Below are 25,554 nucleotides of genomic sequence, written 5' to 3'. Positions count from 1 at the left end.
CGGCTTTTTGATACGGTTGACCGGCTCTTGGACCATGAGCCCCTGGATGCCTTGGTGAATGCGGCAGGCATTGACCATTATGGCTTGCTGCAGGACTTGGACATGGATCATTGGCAGGATATTTTAGCCGTCAATGTAACGGGCAGTTTTTTGATGGTGCGGGCCGCCTTGCCCCAATTGATTCACGCCAAACATGGCAGCATCTTAAACATTTCATCCATCTGGGGGGCCAGGGGGGCCTCCTGCGAAGTGGCTTATTCCACCTCTAAGGGGGCGGTGGATGCCTTTACCAAGGCCTTGGCCCAGGAGTTGTCCTACAGCGGCATCCGGGTTAATGCGCTGGCCCCGGGGGTGGTGGCCACCCGGATGTTTGACCACCTCAGCCCGGCGGACCAGGTGGCAACGCTGGCGGAAATTCCTTTCGGGCGGGCCGCTTCACCGGAAGAAATTGCTAAATATGCCCGCTTTCTATTGTCAGAGGATGCCGCCTATATGACCGGTCAGATTCTCACCGTGGCCGGAGGCTTTGTCATCTAAAGGACGGGCTTGACCCTACGCCGCCGGTTTTTCCGCGCGGCGTATCTTTTATTGAATTGGTTTTATCCCTTTGATATAATCAAAATAACTTGTTGCGATGATTTTTCTGTTTTATCCTGGACCTAGTTATAGAAAGGACGACTATGAAACCGTTTGTTCATTTGCACAACCACACCGCTTTCAGCCTCTTGGACGGGGCGGGGCGGATAGAGGATGAGGTGAAGCGAGCAGCGGAACTGGGCATGCCGGCGCTGGCCATCACCGACCATGGTGTGATGTACGGCGCCGTTCAATTTTATAAGAGCTGCCGCGCCAACGGCATTAAGCCGATTATCGGCTGTGAGGTCTATGTGGCGCGCCGGTCGCGGTTTCAAAAAGAAGGCGGCCGCGACGAAAAGCCCTACCACTTGATTTTATTAGCGGAGAATGAAACCGGCTACCATAACTTGTGCAAGCTCGTCACCCTGTCCTACTTGGAAGGATTTTACTATAAGCCGCGGGTGGACCGGGACTTGCTGGCCGCCCATCACGAGGGGCTGATCTGTTTATCGGCCTGCTTAGGCGGAGAACTGCCTCAGTGCCTCTTAAATGGCGATGAAGAAGGCGCCCGCGAAGCGGCGATATGGTACCGGGATACCTTCGGGCCGGAGCATTTTTATTTGGAACTGCAAAATCACGGGCTGCCGGAACAGCAGGTGGTTAATGACGGCCTGCTGCGGTTGAGCCGGGCCCTGGGCCTTGAAACAGTCTGCACCAATGACAACCATTACGTCAAGCGGGAAGATGCCCAGGTCCAGGATGTGATGCTCTGCATTCAAACCGGCAAAAGGCAAGATGATCCGGACCGGATGCGCTTTGACAACAATGAGTTTTATTTAAAAAGTTATGATGAAATGGCGGCGGCTTTTCCCGGGCAGGCGGCGGCTTTAGACCGGACGGTGGCCATCGCCGACCGCTGTCAATTTGACTTTGTCTTTGGCCACAACCATATGCCCTATTTTGAGGTCCCGGACGGGCTCAGCACCGGCGCGTATTTGCGCCAGCTCTGCCTCCAAGGCTTGACCGACCGCTACGATACCGTCGATGCCCCCTTGCTGGAGCGCTTAGATATGGAACTGTCGGTTATCGGGCATATGGGGTATGAAGCCTATTTTTTGATCGTCTGGGATTTTGTGGACTACGCCAAGCGCCAGGGCATTTACGTTGGCCCGGGACGGGGCTCGGCGGCCGGCAGCCTGGTGGCCTATGCCTTGGGGATTACGGCAGTGGACCCAATCCGCTACAACCTGCTCTTTGAGCGCTTTTTAAATCCCGAACGGGTCAACATGCCGGACATTGACATTGACTTTTGTTATGAGCGGCGCGGTGAAGTGATTGACTATGTAACCCGCAAATACGGGGCAGACCACGTATCGCAGATCATCACCTTCGGCACCATGGCGGCGCGGGGGGCGGTCCGGGATGTTGGCCGGGTTATGGATGTGCCCCTGTCAACGGTTAACCGCGTTTGCAAGCTGATTCCCATGGAATTGGGCATGACCCTTGATAAGGCCTTGAGTGCCGCGCCGGACTTGCGTCAGGCCATGGCAGAGGATGAGCGGATTGATGCCATGATTCGCATGGCCCAGCGGCTGGAAGGCCTGCCCCGCCATGCCGGCACCCATGCGGCAGGCGTGGTGATCAGCCGTGAACCGATGGATTGTTACCTGCCTCTGCAAAATGGCGGTGAAGACGGGTCGGTGATCACCCAGTTTTCAAAAGATGAAGTAGAGGAAATCGGTCTTTTGAAAATGGACTTCCTGGGCTTGCGGACCCTGACGGTGGTCAATAAGACCATCGAATTGATTGCCGCCCGCCACGGGGTAAGGGTTGACTTCCAGACCATTGATGAAAATGACCCGGATACCTACGCCATGCTTTCCCGCGGCGATTCTTTGGGCATTTTTCAGTTGGAAGGCAGTGGCTTACGGGTCGTGCTTAAAGACTTGAGGCCCACTTCCCTGGAAGACGTCATCGCCTTGGTGGCCCTGTATCGACCGGGCCCCCTGGGCAGCGGTATGGTTGATGATTTCATTGCGCGCAAGCACGGTGAAAAAGAGATTGAATACCCCCACCCCCTCTTGGAAACCATTCTGGAGCCGACCTACGGGGTCATCCTTTACCAGGAGCAGGTGATGCAGATTGCCAGCCGCTTGTCCGGCTTCAGCTTAGGAGAAGCGGACATGCTGCGCCGGGCCATGGGCAAGAAAAAACCGGAAATCATTGAGGGCTTTCGGACCCAATTTATTGAAGGGGCTCAGAAGAACGGCGTCGAACGGGACCAGGCGGCGCATATTTTTTCACTGATTGAGTACTTTGCCGGCTACGGGTTTAATAAGAGCCACAGTGCCGCTTACGGGGTCTTAGCCTTTCAAACGGCCTGGCTTAAATGCCATTATCCGGCTGAATTTATGGCTGAATTGCTGAATTCCTTTGTGGACAATGCGGATAAGGTGACCTTCTACATTAAGGAATGTGTGGACTTGGGCATTCCCGTTTTGCCGCCGGACATTAACGAAAGCGGCAATGGCTTTACGGTGACCTCGACCGGCATTCGCTTTGGCCTTAAGGCCATCCGCGGCGTCGGCGATGGGCCGGTGGCAGCCATTATAGAGGCACGAGAAGCCGAGGGCCCCTTCCAATCGCTGCAGGATTTCTGCCGGCGGGTAGACCTGTCGCGGGGTGTGAACAAGCGGGTCTTGGAAAGTCTGATTCGGGGCGGGGCTTTTCAGTCGCTTACGCCGAATAAGCGGGCGCTTTTGGCGATTTTAAACGAGTGTGTGGCTGAAGGGCAGGCCCTGCAAAAGGCCACCCATTCAGACCAGGTCTCTCTTTTCGATGTGGCCGATATAGACCCGGCGGCCCAGATGGCGACCATTCCCCTGCCGGATGTGGCAGACTATGCCAAGGCAGAGCACCTGCGCATGGAAAAAGAGCTGCTGGGCATATACGTCAGCGGTCATCCCCTGGACAATTATCGGGACATCCTGCGGCGTCATCGGTCCGGCACCATTGCCGACTTAGAAGACCGGCAGGAGGGCCAGCGCATTACCCTGGGCGGGATTTTATCGGGTGTTCGTTTTCAAACCACCAAGAAGGGGGACTTGATGGCTTATGCCAGCCTTGAAGATGAAACAGGCAGCTTAAATTTGCTCGTTTTTCCGCGGGCCTTAAGCGATTTGCGCCGGTACTTGGAAGATGGCGAAATTGTCCTCATCAGCGGCAAGTATCAGCCGGAAGAAGACGAAAAGAAATGCTTTGTCAATGACATTCGTCCCTTAAACGAGCTTCAGTCCTCCTCGGCAGCGGTGGAAGAGGGGGCGGAACCGGCAGCTTCCAAGCTGCAGGGGAATCTGGCCCTTTTTGTCAAGGTGCACAGCAAGCACCAGGAGGAAGAACTTCTAGCGGTTTTGCAGGGGCACAAGGGCAGCCAGCCGGTGTATTTTTATTATCCGAGTGAGAAAAAATTGCTGCGGTTGGACGCCCAGTACAATGTGGCGCAGTCGGAGGCGGTATTAAAAGAGTTGCGTCTTTACCTGCCTTATGATGATGTTGCCTTTACAGCACAAGGGGGAGGTAAGGCATGAGTCAAGACCAGACGGATTTACGCCGGGCGGCTGTTCAGCAGCTGGAGGGACGCGGCATTGACCTTGAGGCCATCGCTGACTTGGTTTTGGATCTACAGAAGAAATATATTCCCGCCCTGACCCTGGCGGACTGTGTTAAAGCGGTCAATGCGGTCCTGGACAAACAGGATGTCCAGTATGCGGTGTTAACCGGCTTATTTTTAGATGAATGCTGTGAACAAGGAAAGATGCCGGCCGGGCTTCAGGAGGCCATGGTGTCCGATGCGGGCCTCTTCGGCATTGACGAGGCCTTGGCCATGTCCATTGCCAATATATACGGCACCATCGGCATCACCAATTTTGGCTATCTGGATAAGATGAAGCCCGGCATTATCGGTCAATTGGACCAGCACCCGCAGGCCGTTCATACCTTTTCAGATGACCTGGTCGGGGCCATTGCCGCAGCGGCAGCAGCGCGTTTGGCGCATCAAATTAAATGAGGTGACCTATGAAAATTGCAGTTTATTCCGGGACCTTTGATCCGGTGACCAACGGCCATTTATCCGTATTGGAGCGGGGTGCCAGGCTCTTTGACCATGTCTATGTTGCGGTGGCGCGGCAAAACTATAAGAGCAACCTCTTCAATACGGAAGAACGGCTGATTCTCTTGGAAGATGCGGTGCGGTGCATGGCCAATGTGACCGTGGAGGCCTTTGACGGCTTATTGGTGGACTTCGCCAAAGAGAAAGGCGCCGTCGGCATTTTGCGTGGCCTGCGGGTGATTACCGATTTTGAATATGAAATGCAGATGGCCTCTTTCAACAAATATTTATGCCCTTCAATAGACACGGTATACTTAACGGCGGCCCCGGAATTTTCCTTTGTCAGTTCAAGCATGATCCGGAACATCGCTGAGTTAAACGGTGATGTATCTGCCTTTGTCCCCAGCGGAGTGGCTGAAGCCTTACGGGAAAAATACGGTTATTCTGATGCGTCGTCAACGCCCTCCTTATAAGGGGGCGTCAAGGCAAGAGCCTCTGCGGCACAAGTGTGTCGCAGAGGCTCTTTGCTTAGCTTTTTAAGCTTAACAAGTCGGTCAGCCCTTCAATCATGTAGTCCGGCCGGGCCTTGGCTAAGGTCTCCTTACCGCAGGCGGCAAAGGCGACCCCGCAGGTCCTGATGCCGGCACGGCGGGCAGCTTCAATGTCGTGGGCTGAATCGCCAATCATCAGGGCTGTTTCCGGCGCGGCCTGTAAGCGGCCTAGGGCAATGTTAACCGGCTTGGGATCCGGCTTATGGACGTCCGTATCTTCAGGCCCTACAAAAACGTCTAAGTAGGGGGACAGGCCCAGGGCGTCCAGACTTTTATAAGCATTGACGCGTTTTTTTGAGGTGACCACGGCGATGCCGGCCTGTCGGGCCTTTAATGCGGCCAAGGTTTCCCGGGCCTGGGGGATGGTCACAATATCGCCCTGACCGCGACGGTCTGATTCGGCGCGGTAGGTCCGGAGCAAGTCTTGTGCCGCGGCGGGGCGCATCATCTGCAGGGCTTTTTCCAGGGGAATGCCGAAGGTGGCGGTGATTTCCGCCGTGCTGACAGACTCTCCCAAAACTTCCTGAAAGGCGTATTTGAAACAGCTGATCACGTGCTGATTGCTGTCGATTAAGGTGCCGTCTAAATCAAATAAAAAATTCTCGAATAGCATGGTGTCTCCTTTATGAGCTGGGTTCATTGCAGCAGTTCTTGAAATCCGTTACAATAAATTATAACAAGGAGGGTGAAATATGGAAACATCAGAAAAAATAACTATCCGCGAGGCTCAACCGTCGGATATGGATTTTATTTATGACTTGATTTACCAACTGGCCATTCATGAAGAACGGCCGGAAGATTTTACGGCGGATAAAGGGCATTTGGCAGACCTTATTTTTACCCGGCAGATGGCCCAGGTCCGCTTGGCCTTTTTAAACGATAAGCCCATGGCCTTTATGCTGTATTACCCGGTGGTGTCCACTTTCAGCGGTCATTTGAACTATTACGTGGAAGACCTTTTTGTCTTGCCGGCCGGGCGCCGGTATGGCATTGGCAAGCGGATGCTCACATCCTTGCGCGATGAACCGGGCATTGAGGGCCTCAAGTGGACCTGCTTGACCGATAATGAAGAAGGCCTGACCTTTCACCACGCCATTGGTGGGCAACAGGGTCTTGCCTGTTACCCCTTTTACTTGAACCGGTCGGAAGACGATGGTTCTGCTCAGTGACCCCATCACCACGCTGAAAGGCGTCGGTGACAAACGGGCGGCCCAGTTTGCCGGGCTGGGCATTCAGACGGTTTTTGAGCTTTTGCAGCATTATCCCTTTCGCTATGAGGACTACAGCCAAATGGCCCCTGTAGGCCAATGGCAGGAAGGGGAGACCGTGGCCTATGCGGGACGGGTGGTTACCGTTGAGACCAGCCGCACCAAGCGGGGCAAGACCCTTGTCAAAGCCCTGCTGGAGGGGCCGCAAGGGGAGGTCATCGCCACCTGGTTTGGCCGCTGGCAACTGGACAAGCGGCTGACCCGCGGCAAGGCCTTGTTTTGCGTGGGCCGGGTGAACGCACGGTTCACGCCGGAACTGGTCGTTGCCCGCCATGAATTTTTATCGGACCTGGAGCAAGCGGCTCACTACCGGCGCATTGAGCCGGTTTACGCTACCACAGAAGGCCTGACAAGCCGGACGATTCAAAAAAGCATAGACCAGGCCTTGAAGGCCTTGCCGCAGATGGCGGACCTGTGGCCCCAGGGGGCCGGCCTGATGCCAATTGATGCAGCTTGGCGGTGTATTCATAACCCGCCTGATGCGGAAGCCCTGGAAAAGGCACAAGTGGCGCTAAAGGTGCTGGAATTTTTGCTGTTAATCCTCTGGGCACGGGAACGGGGCGCCCCTGCGGCAGGCGGCATCGCCCATCCGGTGGCAGATGATTTAAGCCCCCGCTATTTGGCCAACCTGCCCTATGCCTTGACGCCGGACCAGGACCGCGCCGTCCAGGCCATTTGGCAGGACATGGCATCGCCGCATCAAATGCACCGGCTCTTGCAGGGGGATGTGGGTTCCGGGAAGACAACGGTGGCTGTTTTGGCCCTCTTGCGGGCCATTGCCAGTGGCCACCAGGGCGTCCTCATGGCGCCGACGGAGATTTTGGCAGACCAACATAAGATTACCTTAGAGACCGCCTTGGCCCCCTTGGGCGTCAGGGTCAGTTCATTGACCGGGAGCCTTTCCCGGAACCTTCGGGAGGACCGTCTGGCCCGGTTGCGTGATGGTCAGATTGACCTCATGGTTGGCACTCATGCCCTGTTTGAACCGGATGTTCACTTCCACAATTTGAGCTGTGTGGTGATTGATGAACAGCACCGGTTTGGCGTGCGTCAACGACGCTTGCTCACGGAAAAAGGTGTGAACCCGGACCTGCTGGTCATGACGGCTACGCCGATTCCCCGGTCGCTGGCCTTGACGGTCTATGGCGATTTGGATTTGACCTTGATTCGGTCCATGCCGCCGGGGCGGCAACCGATTCAGACTTACGCGATGGGCGGACATAAGCGGGCCGACCTCTACGAATTTATCCGCAGCCACTTGGCCGCCGGCGAAAGGGCTTACCTTGTCTGCCCCTTGGTGGAGGAAAGTGAAAAACTGGATTTGCAAAATGCGCAGAGCCTGTACCGGGAATTGGCGGAAGACGTTTTTCCCGAGTTTGGCATCGGGCTCTTGCACGGGCGGATGACGGCTGCCGAAAAAGCCGACGTGATGGCTGACTTTGCCGCTGGTGCCCTTCAACTGCTGGTGTCCACCACCGTCATAGAAGTGGGCATTGATGTGCCGGAAGCGACGCTGATGGTGGTTGAAAATGCAGACCGGTTCGGCCTGGCCCAGTTGCACCAGTTACGGGGCCGAGTGGGACGCGGCCGCCGGCAGAGCTATTGTTTTTTAATCAGCGACAATGACAGCCGGGAAGCCCGTAGCCGCCTGGCGCTTATGAGCCGGCATGCCGACGGCTTTGCCATTGCGGAAGCCGACCTCGCTTTACGTGGACCGGGTGAATTATTGGGCCTGCGGCAAAGTGGCGCCGGGGTATTTCGCCTGGCCGATCCGGTCCAGGATTATGCCCTGATTCCCAAGGCCCGGGATATTGCGGAAAGGATGGGGCAGGCAGAAGAAGTGCCGCCCTTACTGGCCTATTACATGGCCGACATGCGCAAACGGTTGATACCCTAGGAGGACAGATGAGAATTGTAGCAGGGCGACACCGGGGCCTAACCTTAAAAGCCCCTTCCGGTACCGGGACCCGGCCGACTGCCGACCGGGTACGGGAGGCCATTTTCAGCAGCATTCAAATGCGGCTGCCGGGGGCACGGGTGCTGGATGCCTTTGCCGGCACCGGCGCCATGGGTTTGGAAGCCCTTTCGCGCGGCGCCCGGGAGGCGGTTTTTTGTGAGCAGAACGGTGCCGCCGTTAAGGTTTTACGCGCCAATATTGAACGGGCAGATGAAGGCGGGCAAAGTATCCTCTTGCGCGGCGATCTTGTGCACTTGTTGGCAAGCGGCCGGGTACAAGGGCCCTTTGACATCATCTTTTTAGACCCCCCTTACCGGGCCGGACTCTATGAAGTGGTGCTGGACCGCATCAATGATGGACATTTTTTGGCAAAAGACGGCCTAATTGTCGCAGAAAGCGCAAAAAAGGCTTTATTTTCCGTCAACGATAAGGTATTCTTAGTGTATAAGCGTAAATCGTACGGAGATACAACGATTACCTATCTTATCCCACACAATTAACTCAGGAGGTATCGCCCATGGAAATTTTGGACCTCATTGATAAACTGGAGGACATGGTCAAAAATGCTAAGCAGCCGATTTTAAATAAGGATCAAGTGATTCTTGAACAAGATGAATTGTTTGGCGTCATTGATGATTTGCGCACCAATATGCCCACCGCCATTCAAGATGCCCAATGGGTCAAACGCGATGAAGAACGGATCATCGCCGCTGCCCAGGAAGAGCATGACCGCATCGTTGCAGAAGCAAAAGAGCGGGCGCGCGCCTTGGTGGAACAGCATGAAATCACCATGATGGCCAATGCTGAAGCCGCGTCCATTGTGAATGATGCTCGTCAGCAGGCCCATGACATTTTTGAAGGGGCCTTTAATTACGCCCATGACATCATGAGCAAGTTGGAAAACCAGCTGACCGTTTATTATGAAGTAATCCAAGAAGGACGCAGCGATATCCAAAAATCACTGGACGCCATGAAGGCACAGGACTTTGAGATTGAATATCGGCCCGATGATGAATCGGACGACAACAGATAAAAAAAGCTCTGCAGATGTTTTGCCCGAAAAGTCGGCGACCTGTCCGACCTGAGAGGGGTAAACTTCTTTGCAGAGCTTTTTTGAAAAAAGCACCGGAATAGCCCTGTGAACGGCTATCCCGGTGCTTTTGTTTTATTGATCTTGAACTTTTTTATAAATGGTGTAGAGCATATACAAAACGGTGACAGGTATGAGAATGGCTGCTAAAAATCCGATAAACATACCTATCATCATCGGCATTTCAATAATCATTGCCCTCGCCACCTTTCGTGAGGCTACTTGGTTAGCGGTTGTAATAAACCATAAGTGCCGCCCTTGCGGCGGTAGACCACATCAATGGCATCGCTTTCAGAATTGAGGAAGATGAAGAAGTCGTGGTCCAGCAGTTCCATCTGCATAATGGCTTCTTCCGGGTCCATCATGCGGACGTGAAATTGTTTGACTTTGGAAATCTTTTCAGCCTGTTCGTTTTGCAACTCTGCAGCTGTGTCGGCCGTTTTTTGTTCAGCTTCTTCCTGCCGGAGCAATTCGCCGATGTTGACCTCAGTTTGTTTGGCTTTCCGGTTGAGACGCGTTTTATATTTGCGAACCTGGCGCTCAATCTTGTCAACCACCTGGTCAATGGAAGCGTACATATCCATGCCGGATTCTTCTGCGCGTAAGATAAAGCGATTGATGGGAATGGTGGCCTCAGCCCGTTGCTCGCCTTTTTCAACCAGGAGCGTTACCGTTCCTTCCAGCTCTTTAGAAAAATATTTTTCTAACTTGCTAAAGCGCTTTTCAACATAGGTGCGCAGGGCATCTGTCACTTCAACGTTTCGGCCTTTAATTGTGAGTCTCATACATCCTCATCCTTTCCTGGGTAAACCTGCATAAAATTGGCAGGTTCTTTTCATACTGTATACCCGCAAAAAAGCAGTCCACAAACATGCTAGCGGCAAGTGCTGCAGCTTATTCTTGTGAGCTGTTAAAAGCTTCTAAGGCCTTTAACAGCTCAATAATGCGGTCGTTGGAAATATAGTAGGTGGCGCGCTGGCCGTGCTTTTTGAAGTTGACAATTTTATAGGCGCGCAGCAAGGCCAGGTGCTGTGATAAAGAAGACTGGGATAATTTGGTGCTTTCGTTAATCAACTGGTGAATGGCGGTAACGGATTGGGGGGAATCGGCAAGGATGCTCAGGATCATTAACCGATTGGCATTGCCAAGGAGTTTTAAGGTTTCCGCCATTTGTCGAAAGGGAATGTCTTTTTCCGAAAGCGTAAGCGTACGCGCATGATTTTTTATCTGCGGCATGGTAACCTCCTTGCATCTTACTGCAGTTATTTTAGCTTGCCGGTGTTATAGCGGGCTACTTTATTCGTACATTTAGTATAGCATGGTTTCGAATACAATAAAAGAATGATTTACGAATTGTTACAATTTTTTTTCTATTCCGAGTGTTCCTTGTAACAACTATAAATATTAAGGAAAAGCGCCATTTGGCGGGGCCATCTTGTGACCTGGGCAATATTCGTGGTATACTATTAGAGTTGTTTCAATACCTGCAGCTATCATAAGAAAGTAGTGACGGAATGGGAATAGATACATTAATTCGCAAATTAGTTGATGATAATAAACGTGATGTCAAGAAATTGACCCGCCGGGCCGAGGAAATCGGCGGTTATGCGGAAGCCTATAAGGCCTTGGACGATGCTGCTTTGGCGGCCAAAACAGATGAGTTTAAATCCCGCCTGGCAGCCGGTGAAAGCTTGGACGATATCCTGGCGGAAGCCTTTGCGGTGGTGCGTGAAGCGTCCACGCGGATCCTGGGCATGCGCCATTTTGACGTGCAGCTGATGGGCGGTATTGTTTTGCACCAAGGCCGGATTGCAGAAATGAAAACCGGTGAAGGGAAAACCTTGGTGGCGACCCTGCCGGTCTATTTGAATGCCTTGGAGGGCAAGGGCGTTCACGTCATCACGGTCAACGATTACCTGGCCACCCGTGACGCCAAGCAGTTGAGACCCCTGTATGAATTTTTAGGCCTGTCTGTGGGCTTGATTGTCCACGGGCTAACGTATGAAGAACGCCGCGAAGCCTATGCTTGTGACGTGACCTACGGGACCAATAATGAGTTCGGCTTCGACTATTTGCGCGACAACATGGTTATGCACGTGGAAAATATGGTGCAGCGGCCCTTGAATTACGCCATCGTCGACGAAGTGGACTCCATCTTAGTTGACGAGGCGCGGACGCCGCTTATCATCAGCGGCCCGGCTGCCAAGGCCAAGGATCTGTATACGCCGATGGCCCAAGTGGTGCGTCGCTTGAAAGAAGAGGATTATACCTTTGATGAAAAGCTGAAGACCGTCGCCTTGACGGAAGAAGGCGCCCAGCATGTGGAGAGCATTTTAGGCTTGGAAGACCCCCTCACCGCAGAAAACAACATGGAAGTCGCCCACCATGTGAACCAGGCCTTAAAGGCACAGGTGCTGATGAAACGGGACCGGGATTATGTGGTGAATGACGGGGAAGTCATCATCGTCGATGAGTTCACCGGCCGTCTCATGTACGGCCGTCGCTACAGCGAAGGGCTTCACCAGGCCATTGAAGCCAAGGAAGGGGTCAAAATTGAAAAGGAAAGCCAGACCCTGGCCACCATCACCTTCCAGAATTATTTCCGCATGTACAAAAAATTATCCGGGATGACCGGTACCGCTAAAACGGAAGAAGACGAGTTCCGCTCCATTTATGGCATGGACGTTGTCATTATTCCGACCAATAAACCGATGATCCGTGAAGATAAGCCGGATATCATTTACCGGACAGAAGACGGCAAGTTTGAAGCCGTTGCCGATAAGGTGACTGAGCTTTATCAAAAAGGCGAGCCGGTCTTGGTCGGTACGGTTTCCATTGAAAAATCCGAAAAACTGTCCGATATTTTAAAACGCCGCGGTGTGCCCCACCAGGTTTTGAACGCAAAATTTCACAAGCAGGAAGCGGATATCGTTGCGGAAGCCGGTCAAGAAAAAACTGTGACCATTGCCACCAATATGGCCGGGCGTGGGACGGACATTGTCTTGGGTGACGGCGTGTCTGCTCTTGGCGGTTTGTACATTATCGGTACCGAGCGCCATGAAGCCCGCCGGATTGACAACCAGCTGCGCGGTCGGTCTGGCCGTCAAGGGGACCCGGGGGTTACCCAGTTCTATATCTCGCTGGAAGACGATTTGGTGCGCCGGTTTGGTGCGGAAAGCCTGCCGGGCCTTATGGATAAGGTGGGCATGGACGATACCATCCCCATTGAAAACCGGATGGTCTCTCGTGTGATTGAAGGCTCTCAAAAACGCGTTGAAAGCCGCAACTTTGAAGTGCGTAAAAATATTCTGGAATACGACGACGTCATGAACAAGCAGCGTGAAATCATTTACGCTCAACGCCGCCAGGTTTTGGAGGGCGAGAACATGAAGGCCTCCATTCACGCCATGATTGAACGCATTGCGGAAAGCTTGGTGGACGAGGCAGCCGGCGGAGAAGAATACCCGGAAACCTGGAATTTGGACAAATTCGCCGACCGGATCAATGAAGTCTTCGGCATCACCGATATAGTGGACAAGGCACGTTTTATTGAGATGGACAAGCAGGAAGTTGAAGACCTCCTGAAAGAACGGGCTTTGGCGCGGTATGAAGAAAAAGAAGCGGAAATCGGCGAGGACCTCTTCCATCAGATTGAGCGCAATGTATTGCTGCAGACGGTGGATGCCAGCTGGATGGACCACTTGGACGCCATGGATCAAATGCGGGCCGGTATCGGTTTGCGGGCCTACGGTCAGCACAAACCCATCAATGAGTATAAGAACGAAGCCTTTGATATGTTTAACGACATGATCTACAATATCCAGTATGAAACCGTTCGTTTGATGTACCATGTATCGGTGGCCCAGCCGGAAGAAACCGCTCGGGAAACCGCTCCTGAGGAAAGAACGGATATTCTAAATGCCCGCCATGGCGATGAGGAACCGGCTAAGAAACAGCCCATCGTCAAAGAACAGAAAATCGGGCGCAACGACCCCTGCCCCTGCGGCAGCGGTAAAAAATACAAACATTGCCACGGCCGCAACGCTTAACAGCAATACGCCGGTCGGTGGACATTACAAAGGGATGTGACTTATGGACTACGAAGTACACAAATTATTTCAACTGTCTCAAACACGTCTCAGAGATTTGAGTGAATCTCTTTGACCTGCCTCATTTAAAAGAGGAATTAGACCATTTGGAAACACAGACGCTGGAACCGGATTTCTGGCAGGATTCGGATGCGGCACAGAAGGTTATGCAAAAGAAGAAAAGCCTGGAGGGTCAGCTCCGTCGTTATGAAAAGCTTTCAGACCAGCTGGATGATGTAGAGGTGGCCTTTGAGCTTTATAAGGAAGAGCCGGACCCGGACTTGGAAAAGGACATTGACCGCACCTTAAAGGACATAGAAGCCGGTCTGGAAGCCTTTGAGTTGGAAACGGTTCTGAACGGCGAATATGATGCCAATAACGCCATTGTTACCATTCATCCCGGTGCCGGCGGTACCGAGAGCCAAGACTGGGCAGAAATGCTCTACCGGATGTACATCCGCTGGGCAGAGCGCCGCGGCTTTAAGGTCACGGTTTTGGACTATTTGGACGGTGACGAAGCCGGCTTAAAAAGTGCCACCATTCTGGTCGCCGGTGAAAATGCTTACGGCTACCTCAAGGCTGAAAAGGGCGTCCACCGGATGGTGCGTATTTCGCCTTTTGACGCTTCCGGCCGCCGCCATACCTCCTTTAGTGCAGTAGAAGTTATGCCTGAAGTGGAAACGGACACGGATATTGACATTGACCCGAAAGACTTGTCGGTGGATACCTACCGGTCAACCGGCGCCGGCGGTCAGCACGTCAATAAAACGGAAAGCGCTGTGCGGATTACCCACCTGCCCACCGGCATTGTGGTGCAATGCCAAAGCGAGCGGTCCCAAATTCAAAACCGGGCCACGGCCATGAAGATGCTTACCAGCCGCCTGGTCGAAGAAAAAATCAAGCAGCAGGAGGCGGAAATTGCCAAGCTCCACGGTGAACAACAGGAAATTGGCTGGGGGTCGCAAATCCGCTCCTATGTATTCCACCCCTACACCATGGTCAAAGACCATCGCACCAATACCGAAAAGGGCAACGTCCAGGCCGTGATGGACGGTGACATTGATGACTTTATCAATGCCTGGCTAAAAACAGAAGCGGCCAAACGGGCCAACCGCAGCTTAAAGGCATAATGGTCGTCAACCGATCTCCTCAAAGCAGGCTGAATGTCTGCAAGGGGAGGTCGGTATTTTTTTATGGTCGAATTTGCCTTTCTGAAAAATTGGCGGTGGAAACCGGCTTTGGATAAGCATGAAGAGCGATGGCCCACTGGGACACCCTTTTTAAGCCTTTTCACCAAGCTTATTTCAGCCCAGTTGATCGCAGCCGACAAGAAAACGGACCAGCAGAAACCCTTACCGGGGAGGCCGGCCGCCTATCGTCCAAGAATATGGCGGTTGATTTAAGCATTCAGGGTAAAAAAAGCCCCCAAAAGATGGCACTTAGGTCCAACTTTTGGGGGCTGTGTTATAGTTGCTGTACTTCTCCCGCGCTTTTTTAGCGGCCCTTTTTCAGTTGCCGGGCCTGAAGGATGGCCTGGATGTTTTCGCCTGTTAAGGGGTCCTTGTGGTAGGGGATGATGTCGTTGAGGGGCTTTAAGACAAAGTCCCTTTCCCGATACCGGGGATGGGGCAGGTAGAGGCGTGGATTTTCGCTGATCAGGTCATCGTAAAAAATCATGTCCAAGTCCAGGGGCCGGGTGCTCCACTTCTCACCAGGCTGACGGCCGGCGGCCTTTTCCAGGGCCTGGAGCTGGCGGAGGCATTCCCGGGGCAGGAGGCAGGTATCAAAGAGGACGGCACCGTTTAAGTAAGGCGGCTCATTGTGGCGGCCGGCCGCCGGCGTTTCAATAAAGCTGGCAATTTTTTTTACGCGGATGCCGGGTATCCGGTCTAAGGCCTCAAGGGCATCGCATAAGTTTTTCAACCGGTCGCCCTGGTTGCTGCCCATGGCCACGGTCACCGGATGCCAGCCACGGGTGATGTTGACGGATACCTGGTCCAGGGGCAGGCCGATGGGCGCCCAGGGCTTGGCAATGCGCAGGACGACCGTGTGTAGGGCCGGAAAGGACAAGAGCAAGTGGCGGGCCAATTGCTCTGCTGCCGTTTCAATCAGTTTGACCGGGTGGGCCTGAAAAAAGTCTTGGATGCTGTGGCAGACGGCACCGTAATCAACGCTGCGCGACAGGTCATCCTGCATGCCGGCATGGCTGGTGACCAGGTCCAGGCGGGCGCTGATTTCAAAGCGCTGGCCCAGCTTGTTCTCTTCCGGAAAAACGCCGTGGTGGGCAAAGACGACCAGGCCTTCAATGTTAAGATAATCCATGGCCGTCGTCCTCCAGGGCCATGGCCACGGCCAAGGCTTCTTTGTTGACTTTGACATTGTGAACGCGGAAGATCCGGGCGCCCTTCAAATAACCGTAAACGGTGGTGGCGGCGGTGGCAAGGTCCCTTTCCTGGGCCGGCAGGTCAACGATACTACCAAGCAGGCGCTTGCGCGAGGTGCCTAGGAGTACCGGATAGCCGAGGGCGGCCAAGTCATCTAAATGGTGGACGGCCTGGGCATCTTGCGGGCGGGTTTTGGCAAAGCCAATGCCCGGGTCTAGAATCAACTGGTCGCGGCGGCAGCCGGCGGCCAAGGCCCGGTCAACCTGGTGCGAGATATCGTCCCAAACGGCTTGTGGATAGGTTTCATACCGGGGCGCTTCGTCATTGTGCATCAGGCAGTAGGCGACGCCGGTTTCAGCGATCAGACCGGCCATGGCCTCGTCGTACTTTAAGCCCCAGATGTCGTTGATCATATCGCAACCGGCATCGATGGCGGCCCGGGCGGTTTCAGCCCGGTAGCAGTCAACGGAGATTGGCAGGTCAAAGCGGGCTTTGACCGCTTCAATGATGGGCAGGATACGGGCACATTCTTCAGCAACGGAAATTTGCTGGTGACCGGGGCGGGTGGATTCACCGCCAATGTCTAAAATGTCGCAGCCCTCGGCAATCATGGCCTCAACATGGGCCAGGGCCTGGTCCTGCTGGACCCATTGGCCCCCGTCGGAAAAAGAATCCGGGGTGACGTTTAAGATGCCCATGATGTAGCCATGGTGTTCAAAATCAAATGTATGTTGACCGATCTTCATAAGACCTCCTGAGGTGAGTCGGGGTGGCATTAGTAGATGGGGTGGGTGTTCTTGCGGTCTGGCGGCCAGAAGCAGCTGTCGGCCGCAGGGCAGTAATAACAGGCCCGTGAATAGGAATCCGCCAGGGAAAAGGCTTCGCTTAGATTGGCCGGCGCTTTTTTCCCCGGCCAGCCGTGTTCTTCAATCAAGGTTAGGACGACCTCTTGACGGTCTTTCGGAAAGCCGATGGCATCCAGCCATTGGGCAGCTAAGACGCTCCCGGCAACATTGTGGTCTGCTTCATCCCGATCCAAGCGGCCCAGGTCGTGCATCAGGGCGGCCAGGTAAACGCTGTCCCGGTCGGCTTCAATGTCATGGGCCTGGCAGAGGAGGAGGGTGATTCTGGCCACATCCAAAAAATGATCCAAGTCGTGTTTGCAATAGATGCGATCGGCTTCGCGGCGTTCCAGGGCCGTCAACGCTTGCCGATAAGATTCTAAGGCCATAAGGCGGGCAATGTAACTCATCTTGCAATCAGCGCCAGCACTTGGTCTTGGCGCGCCAGGTCATCGGTAAAACAGCCTCGGGTAGCAATGGTGGTGGTTTTGCTGCCCGGTTTTTTGACGCCGCGCATGGTCATGCAAAGGTGCTCGGCGGTGATGACCACCATGACGCCGGTGGTGGCCAATTCGGCCATCATGGCATCGGCAATCTGTTCGCCCATCTGCTCCTGGAGTTGCAGACGGCGGGCAAAGCTTTCAACGGTGCGGGCCAGCTTAGACAGGCCGACCACTTCCTTGCCCGGCAGGTAGGCGATGTGGGCTACCCCGTAAAAGGGCAATAGATGGTGTTCGCACAGGGAGTAAAAAGGAATGTCTTTTTCCAAGAGCAGGCCGCTGTGTTCAACGGGAAAGCGTTTGCTCAGGTGGACAGACGGGTCTGTATCCCGGCCGGCAAGGAGTTCGGCGTACATGCTGGCAACGCGCTTGGGCGTTTCCACCAGGCCGTCCCGGTCGGCATCTTCACCTAGGGCGACCAGCAAATCTCTCACCGCCTGCTCTGCTTTTTCTTGATTGATCATAGGGCCTCACTTTCTGCCAATAGCAATTGTCGAGCTTGTTCCAAATGAGAGAGCGACCCGCAAATGACGAAATAATCGTTCGCTTGGGCGCTCTTGTATAGATAGGTAACGGCGTCTTGCAGCTGCGGTTTCAGGGTGATGCGGCAGTGCGGCGCATATTGCCGGGCTAGGGCAGCCAAGCGGTCTGCAGCCAGGGACCGGTCGGTCTTGATTTCTGTAATGATCAATTCTGCCACTGCGCCGTTCAGATATTTGAGCATGGTTGCAGCGTCCTTGTCTTTAAAAATATGCAAGACCAGGCGCCAGGTCCCCTGAGGGGCAATTTGCTGCATGGTTTCCACCAAAACAGCCATGGCCGGCGGGTTGTGGGCGCCGTCCAAATAAACGGGCATCTCCACCGGCAGTTTTTCCATTCTGGCCGGCCAGCGGGTATCGGCCAGACCGGTGCGGCAGGCCTTGTCGTCAATGCAGTAGCCAAGCTTTCGCAGGGCTTCCACGCAGACCAGGGCGCCGGCGGCATTGACCGCTTGATGGACGCCCAGCAGGGCAGTCGCATAGGGATGACCCCGGTAGCTAAAGCCTTCCTGGCCGTCAACGACACCACAGGCCTCTACGTCACTTGGCGCCAAAAAGACGAGGGGGACCTCTTTGTCCGCCGCCTGCCGGCGCAAGACCGCCTCTGCTTCAGGGGCTTGCGGCCAACTGACTGCCGGTACGCCGGTTTTAAAAATACCGGCTTTTTCAGCAGCAATCGCAGCCAAGCTGTCCCCCAAGAGAGCGGTGTGGTCCATGCCGATGGCGGTGATCACGGTCAAAATCGGGTCTTGGACCACGTTGGTGGCGTCCAAACGTCCGCCCAGGCCGGTTTCCATAAGAAAGACGGCCTGGTCATCAACCGGTGCCAAGAGCCAGCTGGTGGCCAGCTCCATTTCAAATACGGTGGGATGGGGCAGGCCGTCATCGGCCATCCGCCGGGCCGCCTCGGCAACCCTTGTCAGGGCGGCGGCAAAAGCCGCCTCGGCAACCGGGGCCCGCTGGACCTGAAACCGGTCCAAATAAGTGCGCACTTCCGGTGATGTATAGGACGCGGTTACATAGCCGGCGGCCTCTAAAATGGCCGCCAGGTGCGCCCCGGTAGAGCCTTTGCCGTTGGTGCCGGCAATATGAATGATGTGCAGGTCTTCTTCCGGGTGGCCGAGGTAATCGGCCAGGTGGGCCATGGTATCGACGCCGTAAACAGAGCCGCGCCAGGCATGTTCTTCAATAAAATGACGCGCTTCTTGATAATTCACATTTCCTCCATAAAAAAAAGCCCCCTGCATGAGAGGACATTGATGGTCTTCGGGAGCGTTCATCATATCGCAGCTGACGCATTCGTTCAGCGGCACCCCCTCGTCCGGCTGACACTCACGGGATTTTCCCGACACGCATGATGAACTAAGATCTATTGCAATTGATGTAATCATAGCACGCTTGCGGCCTTGACGCAAGGCGATTTCACTTGCCAAAAAGAGAAAAAAGCCCTATGGTAAAGAGACAGAGGAGGGATGAGGATGGATGATCAAACAAGCGGTGAACATCAGCCGGCTTGCTCGGCTGATGAAGGGGATGAGATGACTTGTGCAGAAGACGTCCGCCGCGGCTTGTTGAATTTTTTTGCCGCCCTGGAGGCAGAGCCGGCGGCACAAGGGGCGACGGAGGAACCGGCAGCACCGGACGAGGACTAGTCGGCCGGTCTTTCTGCGGGGAAACCGCATAGCCGGCGGCCGGTGGGCCGATACAGAGGAGGTTTGGATATGAAACTGGGTATTATTCGCTGTCAACAGACGGAGCACCTGTGTCCGGGCACCAAATGCCTGCAAGGGGCTCAACACCACCTCTACAATTTTGAGCAATTTAAAGATGAACCGATTGAACTCATCGGGATGGTCAGCTGTGGTGGCTGTCCGGGCAAACAGGTCAATGCCCGCGCCGTCGAATTGGTCAAGCGGGGGGCAGATGCCATTGCCTTGGCGAGCTGTATCTCCCGGGGCAACCCCATCGGCTACCCCTGTCCTTTCAAGGCCAAGCAGAAGCAAATGGTGGAGGCCCAGCTTGGCGAGGGGGGCCGTTTCATTGAATTTACCCATGAATAGGGGGTCAAAGACCGCATGCAGCGGTCTTTTTTTGTGCCTAAGGTCGTGCTACAATAGGCATCGTTAGGAGGTTGTAAGATGAAAGCTACGCATATGCCGGCGGTGGCCGGTATGTCTTTGGGGGTGATGCTCAACCCTCTGAACAGCTCCATGATTGCCCTGGCACTGTACAACATTCAAAAGGACTTTTCCCTTTCCTTTGCCACGGTGTCTTGGCTGGTGACGGCATTTTATGTGGCCAGCATGGTGGGGCAGCCCTTGATGGGCCGCTTGGGCGATATGGCCGGGCATAAACGGCTCTTTATGCTGGGGCTGGTCCTTTCCTTAGCGGCGGCGGTAGGGGGCATGCTGGCGCCGACCTTTGTTTTCCTGCTGGTCATGCGCATTTGTCAAAGTTTGGGCACCAGTCCGCTTTTTCCTTGTGCCAATGCAACGGTGCGCCGGGTTTACAATGCTGAAAAAGGCGAGATGGTGGCCGTCATGGCCACAGTTAACTCGGCCATGGCTGCTTTTGGGCCGTCCATTGGGGGCTTGGCCATTGCCTTATGGGCCTGGCAGGGCATCTTTGTTGTGAACATACCGGTCACACTTCTGGCCTTGTTCCTCTGTTGGCGGTACTTTCCGAGTGATGCCCATGCCTTGCGCCTGAAGGCAGGGCTTTTAAAAGAAGTTGACCTGCCGGGTGTTTTTTATTTCACCATGGCGGTCTTGGCCTTTGTGGAATTTTTGCTGAGTTGGGAAAGGGGCGTGGCCTGGTGGCTCCTGATCCTGGGCCTTTCCGCCCTGGTCTACTTTGTGCGCCGGGAACAAAAAACGGCGACCCCCTTTATTGACCTACAATTGTTTCACGATCATCCGATGATCGGCGTGACCCTCTTGATGCATTGGTTTATGAACGGCTATTATTATATCATCTTTTTCGGGATGCCCCTGTATTTGCAGACGGTGATGGGCTTTCCGCCGGGGAAAACGGGACTGATCATGCTCTCCTGTGCCGGAGTCTCGATGGTCGCCGGGCCTTTGGCCGGGCGGCATTCAGACCGGTTCGGATACGCTAAGGCGATGGCCTTCGGTGTGCTGGTGCTGGCGCTGGCCGGGGGCTTGTTCCGCTGGGCTTTTTTAGGGCATGGGCTGACGGTCCTAGTGCTCTTGATGGCGGTGTCCGGGTTGGCCTACGGTGCGCTAAATGTCACCATTCAATTGGCGCTCATGCAGCATACGCCGCCGGCCTATATGGGCATGGCGACAGGGCTTTTACAGTCCTCTCGTTACCTGGGCGCCATCAGCGCCGGGGTGGCCCTGGCCCTGGTTGTCGTGGGCGATATGACGGCGGCCATGTTCGGCAGCCTCATCAATGTCATGCTGGTGGCCGGCCTCTTGCTCCTGGCCCTGTGGGCCCTGTCCCACCGCTGGGACAAAGAGGGAGACAAAACCTTTTAGAATTATCAGTCATATGCTACAATGGTCCTACCATCTAGAAAGAGGAGGGATTGACATGGAAACACGTGTGGCACTGCTCAGCATTATTGTGCACGATAAGGAAAAGGTCGACGAACTGAACGCCCTTTTGTCGGAATACAGCGACGCCATCATCGGTCGTCTGGGCTTGCCTTACCCGGCAAAAGAAATGAACATCATTGCCATTGCCTTGGATGCGCCGCAACCGGAGATCAGCGCCTTGTCGGGAAAAATCGGCGGTTTAAAGGGGATCAACGCCAAGGTTTGTTACGCTGAAAAATCAAATAACTGCGATGCGTGCTGACCTGGCTGGGGCACTGGATCGCCTGCTTGGCCAGGGCCGCCTTTCTGAAGAGGATTGGCGGCTGTTGTTAAATGAACGCAAGGCGGCGGACTTTTTAAGCGAACTGGCGCCCATGGCCCAGAAAACAGCGCAGAAGACTTATGGTAACCGCATCTATTTGCGCGGCTTAATTGAGCTGACCAATATTTGTGGGAACAACTGCTACTATTGCGGTATTCGCCGGGAAAATAGGGAAGTCCGCCGCTATCGGCTGACGCCGGAAGAGGTGTCGGCGGCTTGTGCCGAAGGCTACGCCGCCGGCTTCCGCACTTTTGTCTTGCAGGGGGGCGAAGATCCCTATTGGACCGATGACCGGCTCCGGCCCTTTATCCAAGACTTAAGGGCGCAATTTCCGGAGAGTGTGATTACCCTGTCCCTGGGAGAACGGCGTCGTGACAGCTATGAAGCCCTTTATGCCGCCGGCGCCCGGCGCTATCTTTTGCGCCACGAAACGGCAGACCCGGAGCATTACAGGCGGCTCCACCCGCCGGAGATGTCTTATGCCCGGCGGATGCAGGCCTTGACCGACCTGCGGGACATCGGCTTCCAGGCCGGGTGCGGTATGATGATTGGTTCGCCCGGGCAGGGCACTGACCAACTGGTCACAGATTTTTTGTTCATGCAGGATTTTCAGCCTCAGATGGTGGGCTTGGGGCCCTTTATCCCCCACCACGCCACCCCCTTTGCCGATGAACCGGCCGGGGGCATTGACGAGACCCTGGTGGTCTTGGCGCTGGTGCGCCTGCTCCTGCCCAAGGTCCTGCTGCCGGCCACGACTGCGCTGGCAACCCTGCACCCGCACGGGCACGCAGCCGGCATCGCATCCGGCTGTAATGTAATCATGCCGAACCTATCGCCCCCATCGGTGCGCCGGGCCTACAGCCTGTACGATGGCAAGCGGGCTTTCGGAACGGAGGCAGCTGAAAACGTGGCCCTTTTAACCGCTGAACTGGCCCAAATCGGCTACAGCGTGGCCGTTGACAAGGGCAACCACCCTGATTTTTGACAAGCTAGGAAGAGGACCTGATGAGGAAGCGAGAGCTGACTCGTAAGAGAGGAGTTTTAATGATGACAAGAGAACAGATAACTTATGATCCTGCGTCTATGGATGCAGACGCCTTTATCAACCACCAGGAAATTTTAAATTGCCTGGCCTGGGCGGATGCCCACCGTGATGATGTGGCGCTGATTGACCAGACCCTGGAAAAAGCCCGCCAGCGGAAGGGCTTGAACCACCGGGAAGCCCTTTTGCTGCTGGATTGTAACATTCCGGAAAAAGTAGAGGAAATCATGGCGCTGGCCAAAGAGATTAAGCGGGACTTCTACGGCGACCGCATTGTCATGATGGCTCCCCTGTACCTGTCCAACTACTGCGTGAATGGCTGCCTTTACTGCCCCTACCATGCGCCGAATAAAAACATCCGCCGCAAAAAACTGACCCAGGAAGAAGTGGCCAAAGAAGTTATCGCCCTCCAGGATATGGGGCATAAGCGCCTGGCCATTGAAGCCGGCGAAGACCCGGTCAATAATCCGCTGGATTACATTATTGACTGCATCCATACGATTTACAACACCAAGCATGAAAACGGTGCCATTCGTCGGGTCAACGTGAACATCGCCGCCTTATCGGTGGAGGACTTTAAGCGGTTGAAAGCGGCTGATATCGGGACTTATGTGCTCTTTCAAGAGACTTACCACAAAGAAAACTATGAAGAGCTCCATCCCAGCGGCCCCAAACACGATTACAAGTGGCACACAGAGGCCCATGACCGGGCCATGCAGGCCGGCATTGACGATGTGGGCCTAGGCGTTTTGTACGGCTTGGAAAGCTACCGGTATGAATTTGTCGGCCAACTCATGCACGCGGAACATTTGGAGGCCGTCTTTGGCGTTGGCCCCCATACCATCAGCGTGCCCCGGGTGCGGCCGGCAGATGATATTGATCCGGAAACCTTTGACAACAGTTTGACCGATGATCGCTTTGTCCAGCTGGTGGCGGCCTTGCGCATTGCCGTCCCCTACACAGGGATGATTATGAGCACCCGCGAGAGCCAGGAAACCCGGCGGCGGTGTCTGGAGGTGGGCATTAGCCAAATCAGCGGCGGTTCCCGGACCAGCGTAGGCGGTTATGCGGAAGAAGAAAAACCGGAGGACAACAGCGCCCAATTTGATGTGAACGACACCCGCAGCCTGGACGAAGTGGTCCATTGGTTGATGGATTTGGGCTATGTCCCGTCCTTTTGCACCGCCTGCTATCGCGCCGGACGGACGGGCGACCGCTTTATGGCCTTGTGCAAGAGCGGACAGATCCAGAATTGCTGTCTGCCGAATGCGCTGATGACCTTAAAAGAATACTTGGACGATTATGCGTCAGATGAAACCGTTGCCGCCGGCGAGAAAGTCATTGCCGACCAGCTGGCGCAAATTGACAACGAGGAAGTGCGTCGGATTACCATAGACCACATCAACGACATTGACGCCGGCCAACGGGACTTTCGCTTCTAATGGCCGGCCTTATGGAAACGCCTGCCGGTGAACGCCTGACCATCGGCTTATTCGGTCGGCGGAACAGCGGCAAGACGACTCTCTTCAATGCCTTACTTGGCCAGGATGCCGGCATCGTCAGCGATACGCCGGGGACCACCACGGATGCCTTACGGAAAAATTTCGAATGGCGGGGGGTCGGCCCGGTGACCCTGATTGATACGGCCGGGTTTGACGATGTGGGGGACCTGGGGGCCAAGCGGGTGGCTAAGACAGAGGCCCTGGCCCGTGGCATGAACCTGAGCCTGATGCTCTTCACCACAGGCGACGCAGAAGAAATGGCCTGGTGGCAGGCCTTGACCGCCGCCGGCCCAGCCTTGCCCCTTGTTGCCGGTGCAGACCTGCCCGGCCGGGCAGGTCTGGCGGAAACTCTTGCTGATGCGCTCGGTAGGCCTCCAGTCCTGGTCAGCAGCGTTACCGGGCAAGGCCTTGAGGACTTGCGGCAAGGCGTCGCCCAGGCACTGCCGGAAGAAGCGGAGGTATTTATCACCGGGGACCTGGTCCAGGCCGGCAGTCGCGTGGTCCTGGTCATGCCTCAAGACAGCGCGGCCCCCAAAGGACGCCTGATTTTGCCGCAAGTGCAGACCATCCGCGAATTGCTCGACCGTTCGGCCATTCCCATTTGCGCCACGCCGGAAACCCTGGCCGCCGTCCTGGCGGCCTTGCAAACGCCGCCGGATTTGATGATTACCGACAGCCAGGCCTTTCAGGCGGCGGCAGCCCAGTGCCCGGCGGAAACAGCGCTGACCTCTTTCAGCGTTTTATTTGCCGGCTACAAGGGACGTGCCGATGTCTTTGCCCGTGGCGCCCAGCGGCTCCTGGCCCAGCCGGCGCCCCAGCATATTTTAATTGCCGAAGCCTGCAGCCATGCACCGACGGCAGAAGACATCGGGCGGGTGAAGCTGCCGCGACTCTTGCGACAAAAACTGGGCGATGATCTTGACTTGACCATCGTCGGCGGTGAAGATTTTCCTGACGATTTATCGGCCTACGACATGGTCATCCACTGTGGGGCCTGCATGTTTACCCGGGCCTATGTCCTGGGGCGGATTGCTGCCTGTGAAGCCGCTTCCGTGCCGATGACCAATTATGGCATGGCTATTGCGGCCCTGACCGGTATTCTTTCCCGCGTGGTTTTGCCCGACGGTCAAGGGGTTTAGATTTTCTTGACAACGGTTGGTCGGTCAAATATACTAAACCTATGATACAAAGATTGTTGATGGATAATCTTATTGAAAGAAGGCGA

Annotated in this window: 26 protein-coding genes; 18 read left to right on the top strand and 8 right to left on the bottom strand. The window is 55.0% G+C overall.

Annotation, left to right across the window (positions count from 1 at the left end; translation table 11 throughout):
* The 4 genes from BLQ16_RS06290 to coaD all read left to right on the top strand — a co-directional run.
* A partial coding sequence (locus tag BLQ16_RS06290) for an SDR family oxidoreductase (protein WP_091791897.1) occupies window positions 1-537 on the top strand: 537 nt, incomplete at its 5' end.
* Between the two features lie 143 nt (window positions 538-680).
* On the top strand, window positions 681-4,163 hold the full coding sequence (locus BLQ16_RS06285) for a DNA polymerase III subunit alpha (RefSeq protein ID WP_091791896.1): 3,483 nt from the start codon (window positions 681-683) through the stop codon (window positions 4,161-4,163).
* Window positions 4,160-4,642, top strand: a complete 483-nt coding sequence (locus BLQ16_RS06280) for a phosphatidylglycerophosphatase A family protein (protein ID WP_091791895.1) — start codon at window positions 4,160-4,162, stop codon at window positions 4,640-4,642. The genes BLQ16_RS06285 and BLQ16_RS06280 overlap by 4 nt, the downstream gene beginning before the upstream one ends.
* Window positions 4,643-4,650: 8 nt before the next feature.
* Window positions 4,651-5,157: a pantetheine-phosphate adenylyltransferase gene (coaD, locus tag BLQ16_RS06275; RefSeq protein WP_091791894.1), complete on the top strand. Its 507-nt coding sequence runs from the start codon at window positions 4,651-4,653 to the stop codon at window positions 5,155-5,157.
* Window positions 5,158-5,212: 55 nt separating this feature from the next.
* Here the strand turns inward: coaD and BLQ16_RS06270 are convergent, their stop codons facing one another.
* Window positions 5,213-5,848: an HAD-IA family hydrolase gene (locus BLQ16_RS06270; RefSeq protein WP_159428014.1), complete on the bottom strand. Its 636-nt coding sequence runs from the start codon at window positions 5,846-5,848 to the stop codon at window positions 5,213-5,215.
* Window positions 5,849-5,927: 79 nt separating this feature from the next.
* On the opposite strand from BLQ16_RS06270, the gene BLQ16_RS06265 reads away from it, so the two are divergent.
* The 4 genes from BLQ16_RS06265 to BLQ16_RS06250 are packed head-to-tail and all read left to right on the top strand — an operon-like array spanning window position 5,928 to window position 9,493.
* The gene (locus tag BLQ16_RS06265; RefSeq protein ID WP_091791892.1) at window positions 5,928-6,404 is read left to right on the top strand and encodes a GNAT family N-acetyltransferase; all 477 of its coding nucleotides are present in this window, start codon (window positions 5,928-5,930) and stop codon (window positions 6,402-6,404) included.
* Window positions 6,388-8,400, top strand: coding sequence for an ATP-dependent DNA helicase RecG (gene recG, locus BLQ16_RS06260; protein WP_091791891.1), 2,013 nt, complete (start codon window positions 6,388-6,390; stop codon window positions 8,398-8,400). The genes BLQ16_RS06265 and recG overlap by 17 nt, the downstream gene beginning before the upstream one ends.
* A gap of 8 nt (window positions 8,401-8,408) precedes the next feature.
* The gene (gene rsmD, locus BLQ16_RS06255; protein WP_091791890.1) at window positions 8,409-8,960 is read left to right on the top strand and encodes a 16S rRNA (guanine(966)-N(2))-methyltransferase RsmD; all 552 of its coding nucleotides are present in this window, start codon (window positions 8,409-8,411) and stop codon (window positions 8,958-8,960) included.
* Window positions 8,961-8,977: 17 nt separating this feature from the next.
* A complete protein-coding gene (locus BLQ16_RS06250; RefSeq protein ID WP_091791889.1) occupies window positions 8,978-9,493 on the top strand; it encodes an ATP synthase subunit B family protein in 516 nt (171 codons plus the stop codon).
* A 275-nt stretch (window positions 9,494-9,768) separates the two neighbouring features.
* Here BLQ16_RS06250 and hpf read toward each other — a convergent pair whose 3' ends face one another.
* Both hpf and BLQ16_RS06240 read right to left on the bottom strand, forming a co-directional pair.
* Complete coding sequence (gene hpf, locus BLQ16_RS06245; protein WP_091791888.1) at window positions 9,769-10,335, bottom strand: ribosome hibernation-promoting factor, HPF/YfiA family; 567 nt, start codon at window positions 10,333-10,335, stop codon at window positions 9,769-9,771.
* Window positions 10,336-10,444: 109 nt separating this feature from the next.
* A complete protein-coding gene (locus BLQ16_RS06240) occupies window positions 10,445-10,786 on the bottom strand; it encodes an ArsR/SmtB family transcription factor (protein WP_091791887.1) in 342 nt (113 codons plus the stop codon).
* Window positions 10,787-11,064: 278 nt separating this feature from the next.
* On the opposite strand from BLQ16_RS06240, the gene secA reads away from it, so the two are divergent.
* From secA to BLQ16_RS06225, 3 genes are all read left to right on the top strand, one after another.
* A complete protein-coding gene (gene secA, locus BLQ16_RS06235) occupies window positions 11,065-13,599 on the top strand; it encodes a preprotein translocase subunit SecA (RefSeq protein WP_091791886.1) in 2,535 nt (844 codons plus the stop codon).
* A gap of 43 nt (window positions 13,600-13,642) precedes the next feature.
* Window positions 13,643-14,768 (top strand): peptide chain release factor 2 gene (prfB, locus tag BLQ16_RS06230; protein WP_341443783.1). Its coding sequence is split into 2 segments (ribosomal slippage): window positions 13,643-13,711 and window positions 13,713-14,768, totalling 1,125 coding nucleotides; the frame shifts between segments, so codons are not numbered across the junction.
* Window positions 14,769-14,831: 63 nt separating this feature from the next.
* The gene (locus BLQ16_RS06225) at window positions 14,832-15,041 is read left to right on the top strand and encodes a hypothetical protein (protein ID WP_091791885.1); all 210 of its coding nucleotides are present in this window, start codon (window positions 14,832-14,834) and stop codon (window positions 15,039-15,041) included.
* A 91-nt stretch (window positions 15,042-15,132) separates the two neighbouring features.
* Here the strand turns inward: BLQ16_RS06225 and folK are convergent, their stop codons facing one another.
* Genes folK through BLQ16_RS06200 form a run of 5 tightly spaced genes read right to left on the bottom strand, consistent with a single transcriptional unit; the run spans window position 15,133 to window position 19,120 of the window.
* Window positions 15,133-15,960 (bottom strand): 2-amino-4-hydroxy-6-hydroxymethyldihydropteridine diphosphokinase, encoded by an 828-nt coding sequence (gene folK, locus BLQ16_RS06220; RefSeq protein WP_159428013.1) that lies wholly within the window; start codon window positions 15,958-15,960, stop codon window positions 15,133-15,135.
* Window positions 15,947-16,768 (bottom strand): dihydropteroate synthase, encoded by an 822-nt coding sequence (folP, locus tag BLQ16_RS06215; RefSeq protein WP_091791883.1) that lies wholly within the window; start codon window positions 16,766-16,768, stop codon window positions 15,947-15,949. The genes folK and folP overlap by 14 nt, the downstream gene beginning before the upstream one ends.
* A 29-nt stretch (window positions 16,769-16,797) precedes the next feature.
* A complete protein-coding gene (locus tag BLQ16_RS06210) occupies window positions 16,798-17,274 on the bottom strand; it encodes an HD domain-containing protein (RefSeq protein WP_091791882.1) in 477 nt (158 codons plus the stop codon).
* Window positions 17,271-17,825 (bottom strand): GTP cyclohydrolase I FolE, encoded by a 555-nt coding sequence (folE, locus tag BLQ16_RS06205; protein WP_341443784.1) that lies wholly within the window; start codon window positions 17,823-17,825, stop codon window positions 17,271-17,273. The genes BLQ16_RS06210 and folE overlap by 4 nt, the downstream gene beginning before the upstream one ends.
* Window positions 17,825-19,120: a bifunctional folylpolyglutamate synthase/dihydrofolate synthase gene (locus BLQ16_RS06200; RefSeq protein ID WP_159428012.1), complete on the bottom strand. Its 1,296-nt coding sequence runs from the start codon at window positions 19,118-19,120 to the stop codon at window positions 17,825-17,827. The genes folE and BLQ16_RS06200 overlap by 1 nt, the downstream gene beginning before the upstream one ends.
* Window positions 19,121-19,381: 261 nt before the next feature.
* On the opposite strand from BLQ16_RS06200, the gene BLQ16_RS09655 reads away from it, so the two are divergent.
* From BLQ16_RS09655 to hydF, 7 genes are all read left to right on the top strand, one after another.
* A complete protein-coding gene (locus tag BLQ16_RS09655; RefSeq protein ID WP_159428011.1) occupies window positions 19,382-19,555 on the top strand; it encodes a hypothetical protein in 174 nt (57 codons plus the stop codon).
* A gap of 69 nt (window positions 19,556-19,624) precedes the next feature.
* On the top strand, window positions 19,625-19,963 hold the full coding sequence (locus BLQ16_RS06195) for a CGGC domain-containing protein (RefSeq protein WP_091791879.1): 339 nt from the start codon (window positions 19,625-19,627) through the stop codon (window positions 19,961-19,963).
* Window positions 19,964-20,041: 78 nt separating this feature from the next.
* Entirely contained in the window at window positions 20,042-21,403 is a 1,362-nt protein-coding gene (locus BLQ16_RS06190) for an MFS transporter (protein WP_091791878.1), read from the top strand.
* Between the two features lie 55 nt (window positions 21,404-21,458).
* Window positions 21,459-21,725, top strand: coding sequence for a TM1266 family iron-only hydrogenase system putative regulator (locus BLQ16_RS06185; protein WP_091791877.1), 267 nt, complete (start codon window positions 21,459-21,461; stop codon window positions 21,723-21,725).
* Window positions 21,715-22,770 carry a [FeFe] hydrogenase H-cluster radical SAM maturase HydE gene (hydE, locus tag BLQ16_RS06180; protein WP_091791876.1) on the top strand — a complete coding sequence of 352 codons (1,056 nt, stop codon included), beginning with the start codon at window positions 21,715-21,717 and terminating at the stop codon, window positions 22,768-22,770. Before BLQ16_RS06185 ends, hydE begins: the two co-directional genes overlap by 11 nt.
* A 59-nt stretch (window positions 22,771-22,829) precedes the next feature.
* Window positions 22,830-24,269 carry a [FeFe] hydrogenase H-cluster radical SAM maturase HydG gene (gene hydG / locus BLQ16_RS06175; protein ID WP_242868965.1) on the top strand — a complete coding sequence of 480 codons (1,440 nt, stop codon included), beginning with the start codon at window positions 22,830-22,832 and terminating at the stop codon, window positions 24,267-24,269.
* A gap of 11 nt (window positions 24,270-24,280) precedes the next feature.
* Complete coding sequence (gene hydF / locus BLQ16_RS06170; protein WP_242868964.1) at window positions 24,281-25,468, top strand: [FeFe] hydrogenase H-cluster maturation GTPase HydF; 1,188 nt, start codon at window positions 24,281-24,283, stop codon at window positions 25,466-25,468.
* The last annotated feature ends 86 nt before the right edge of the window (window positions 25,469-25,554 follow it).

Source organism: Peptococcus niger (assembly GCF_900101835.1).
In the GTDB taxonomy this organism is placed as follows: domain Bacteria; phylum Bacillota; class Peptococcia; order Peptococcales; family Peptococcaceae; genus Peptococcus; species Peptococcus niger.
Note: the sequence above shows the minus strand (reverse complement) of the source record. Positions and strands in the feature narration are given on the sequence as shown.

Coding starts and splice junctions, on each gene's coding strand:
- BLQ16_RS06185 (WP_091791877.1), top strand. CDS start 21,459: ATGGAAACACGTGTGGCACTGCTCAGCATTATTGTGCACGATAAGGAA.
- BLQ16_RS06225 (WP_091791885.1), top strand. CDS start 14,832: ATGGTCGAATTTGCCTTTCTGAAAAATTGGCGGTGGAAACCGGCTTTG.
- BLQ16_RS06250 (WP_091791889.1), top strand. CDS start 8,978: ATGGAAATTTTGGACCTCATTGATAAACTGGAGGACATGGTCAAAAAT.
- BLQ16_RS09655 (WP_159428011.1), top strand. CDS start 19,382: ATGGATGATCAAACAAGCGGTGAACATCAGCCGGCTTGCTCGGCTGAT.
- hpf (WP_091791888.1), bottom strand. CDS start 10,335: ATGAGACTCACAATTAAAGGCCGAAACGTTGAAGTGACAGATGCCCTG.
- rsmD (WP_091791890.1), top strand. CDS start 8,409: ATGAGAATTGTAGCAGGGCGACACCGGGGCCTAACCTTAAAAGCCCCT.
- BLQ16_RS06280 (WP_091791895.1), top strand. CDS start 4,160: ATGAGTCAAGACCAGACGGATTTACGCCGGGCGGCTGTTCAGCAGCTG.
- coaD (WP_091791894.1), top strand. CDS start 4,651: ATGAAAATTGCAGTTTATTCCGGGACCTTTGATCCGGTGACCAACGGC.
- BLQ16_RS06265 (WP_091791892.1), top strand. CDS start 5,928: ATGGAAACATCAGAAAAAATAACTATCCGCGAGGCTCAACCGTCGGAT.
- BLQ16_RS06195 (WP_091791879.1), top strand. CDS start 19,625: ATGAAACTGGGTATTATTCGCTGTCAACAGACGGAGCACCTGTGTCCG.
- hydG (WP_242868965.1), top strand. CDS start 22,830: ATGATGACAAGAGAACAGATAACTTATGATCCTGCGTCTATGGATGCA.
- hydF (WP_242868964.1), top strand. CDS start 24,281: ATGGAAACGCCTGCCGGTGAACGCCTGACCATCGGCTTATTCGGTCGG.
- BLQ16_RS06210 (WP_091791882.1), bottom strand. CDS start 17,274: ATGAGTTACATTGCCCGCCTTATGGCCTTAGAATCTTATCGGCAAGCG.
- secA (WP_091791886.1), top strand. CDS start 11,065: ATGGGAATAGATACATTAATTCGCAAATTAGTTGATGATAATAAACGT.
- BLQ16_RS06285 (WP_091791896.1), top strand. CDS start 681: ATGAAACCGTTTGTTCATTTGCACAACCACACCGCTTTCAGCCTCTTG.
- BLQ16_RS06270 (WP_159428014.1), bottom strand. CDS start 5,848: ATGCTATTCGAGAATTTTTTATTTGATTTAGACGGCACCTTAATCGAC.
- recG (WP_091791891.1), top strand. CDS start 6,388: ATGGTTCTGCTCAGTGACCCCATCACCACGCTGAAAGGCGTCGGTGAC.
- BLQ16_RS06190 (WP_091791878.1), top strand. CDS start 20,042: ATGAAAGCTACGCATATGCCGGCGGTGGCCGGTATGTCTTTGGGGGTG.
- folK (WP_159428013.1), bottom strand. CDS start 15,960: ATGGATTATCTTAACATTGAAGGCCTGGTCGTCTTTGCCCACCACGGC.
- hydE (WP_091791876.1), top strand. CDS start 21,715: ATGCGTGCTGACCTGGCTGGGGCACTGGATCGCCTGCTTGGCCAGGGC.
- BLQ16_RS06240 (WP_091791887.1), bottom strand. CDS start 10,786: ATGCCGCAGATAAAAAATCATGCGCGTACGCTTACGCTTTCGGAAAAA.
- folP (WP_091791883.1), bottom strand. CDS start 16,768: ATGAAGATCGGTCAACATACATTTGATTTTGAACACCATGGCTACATC.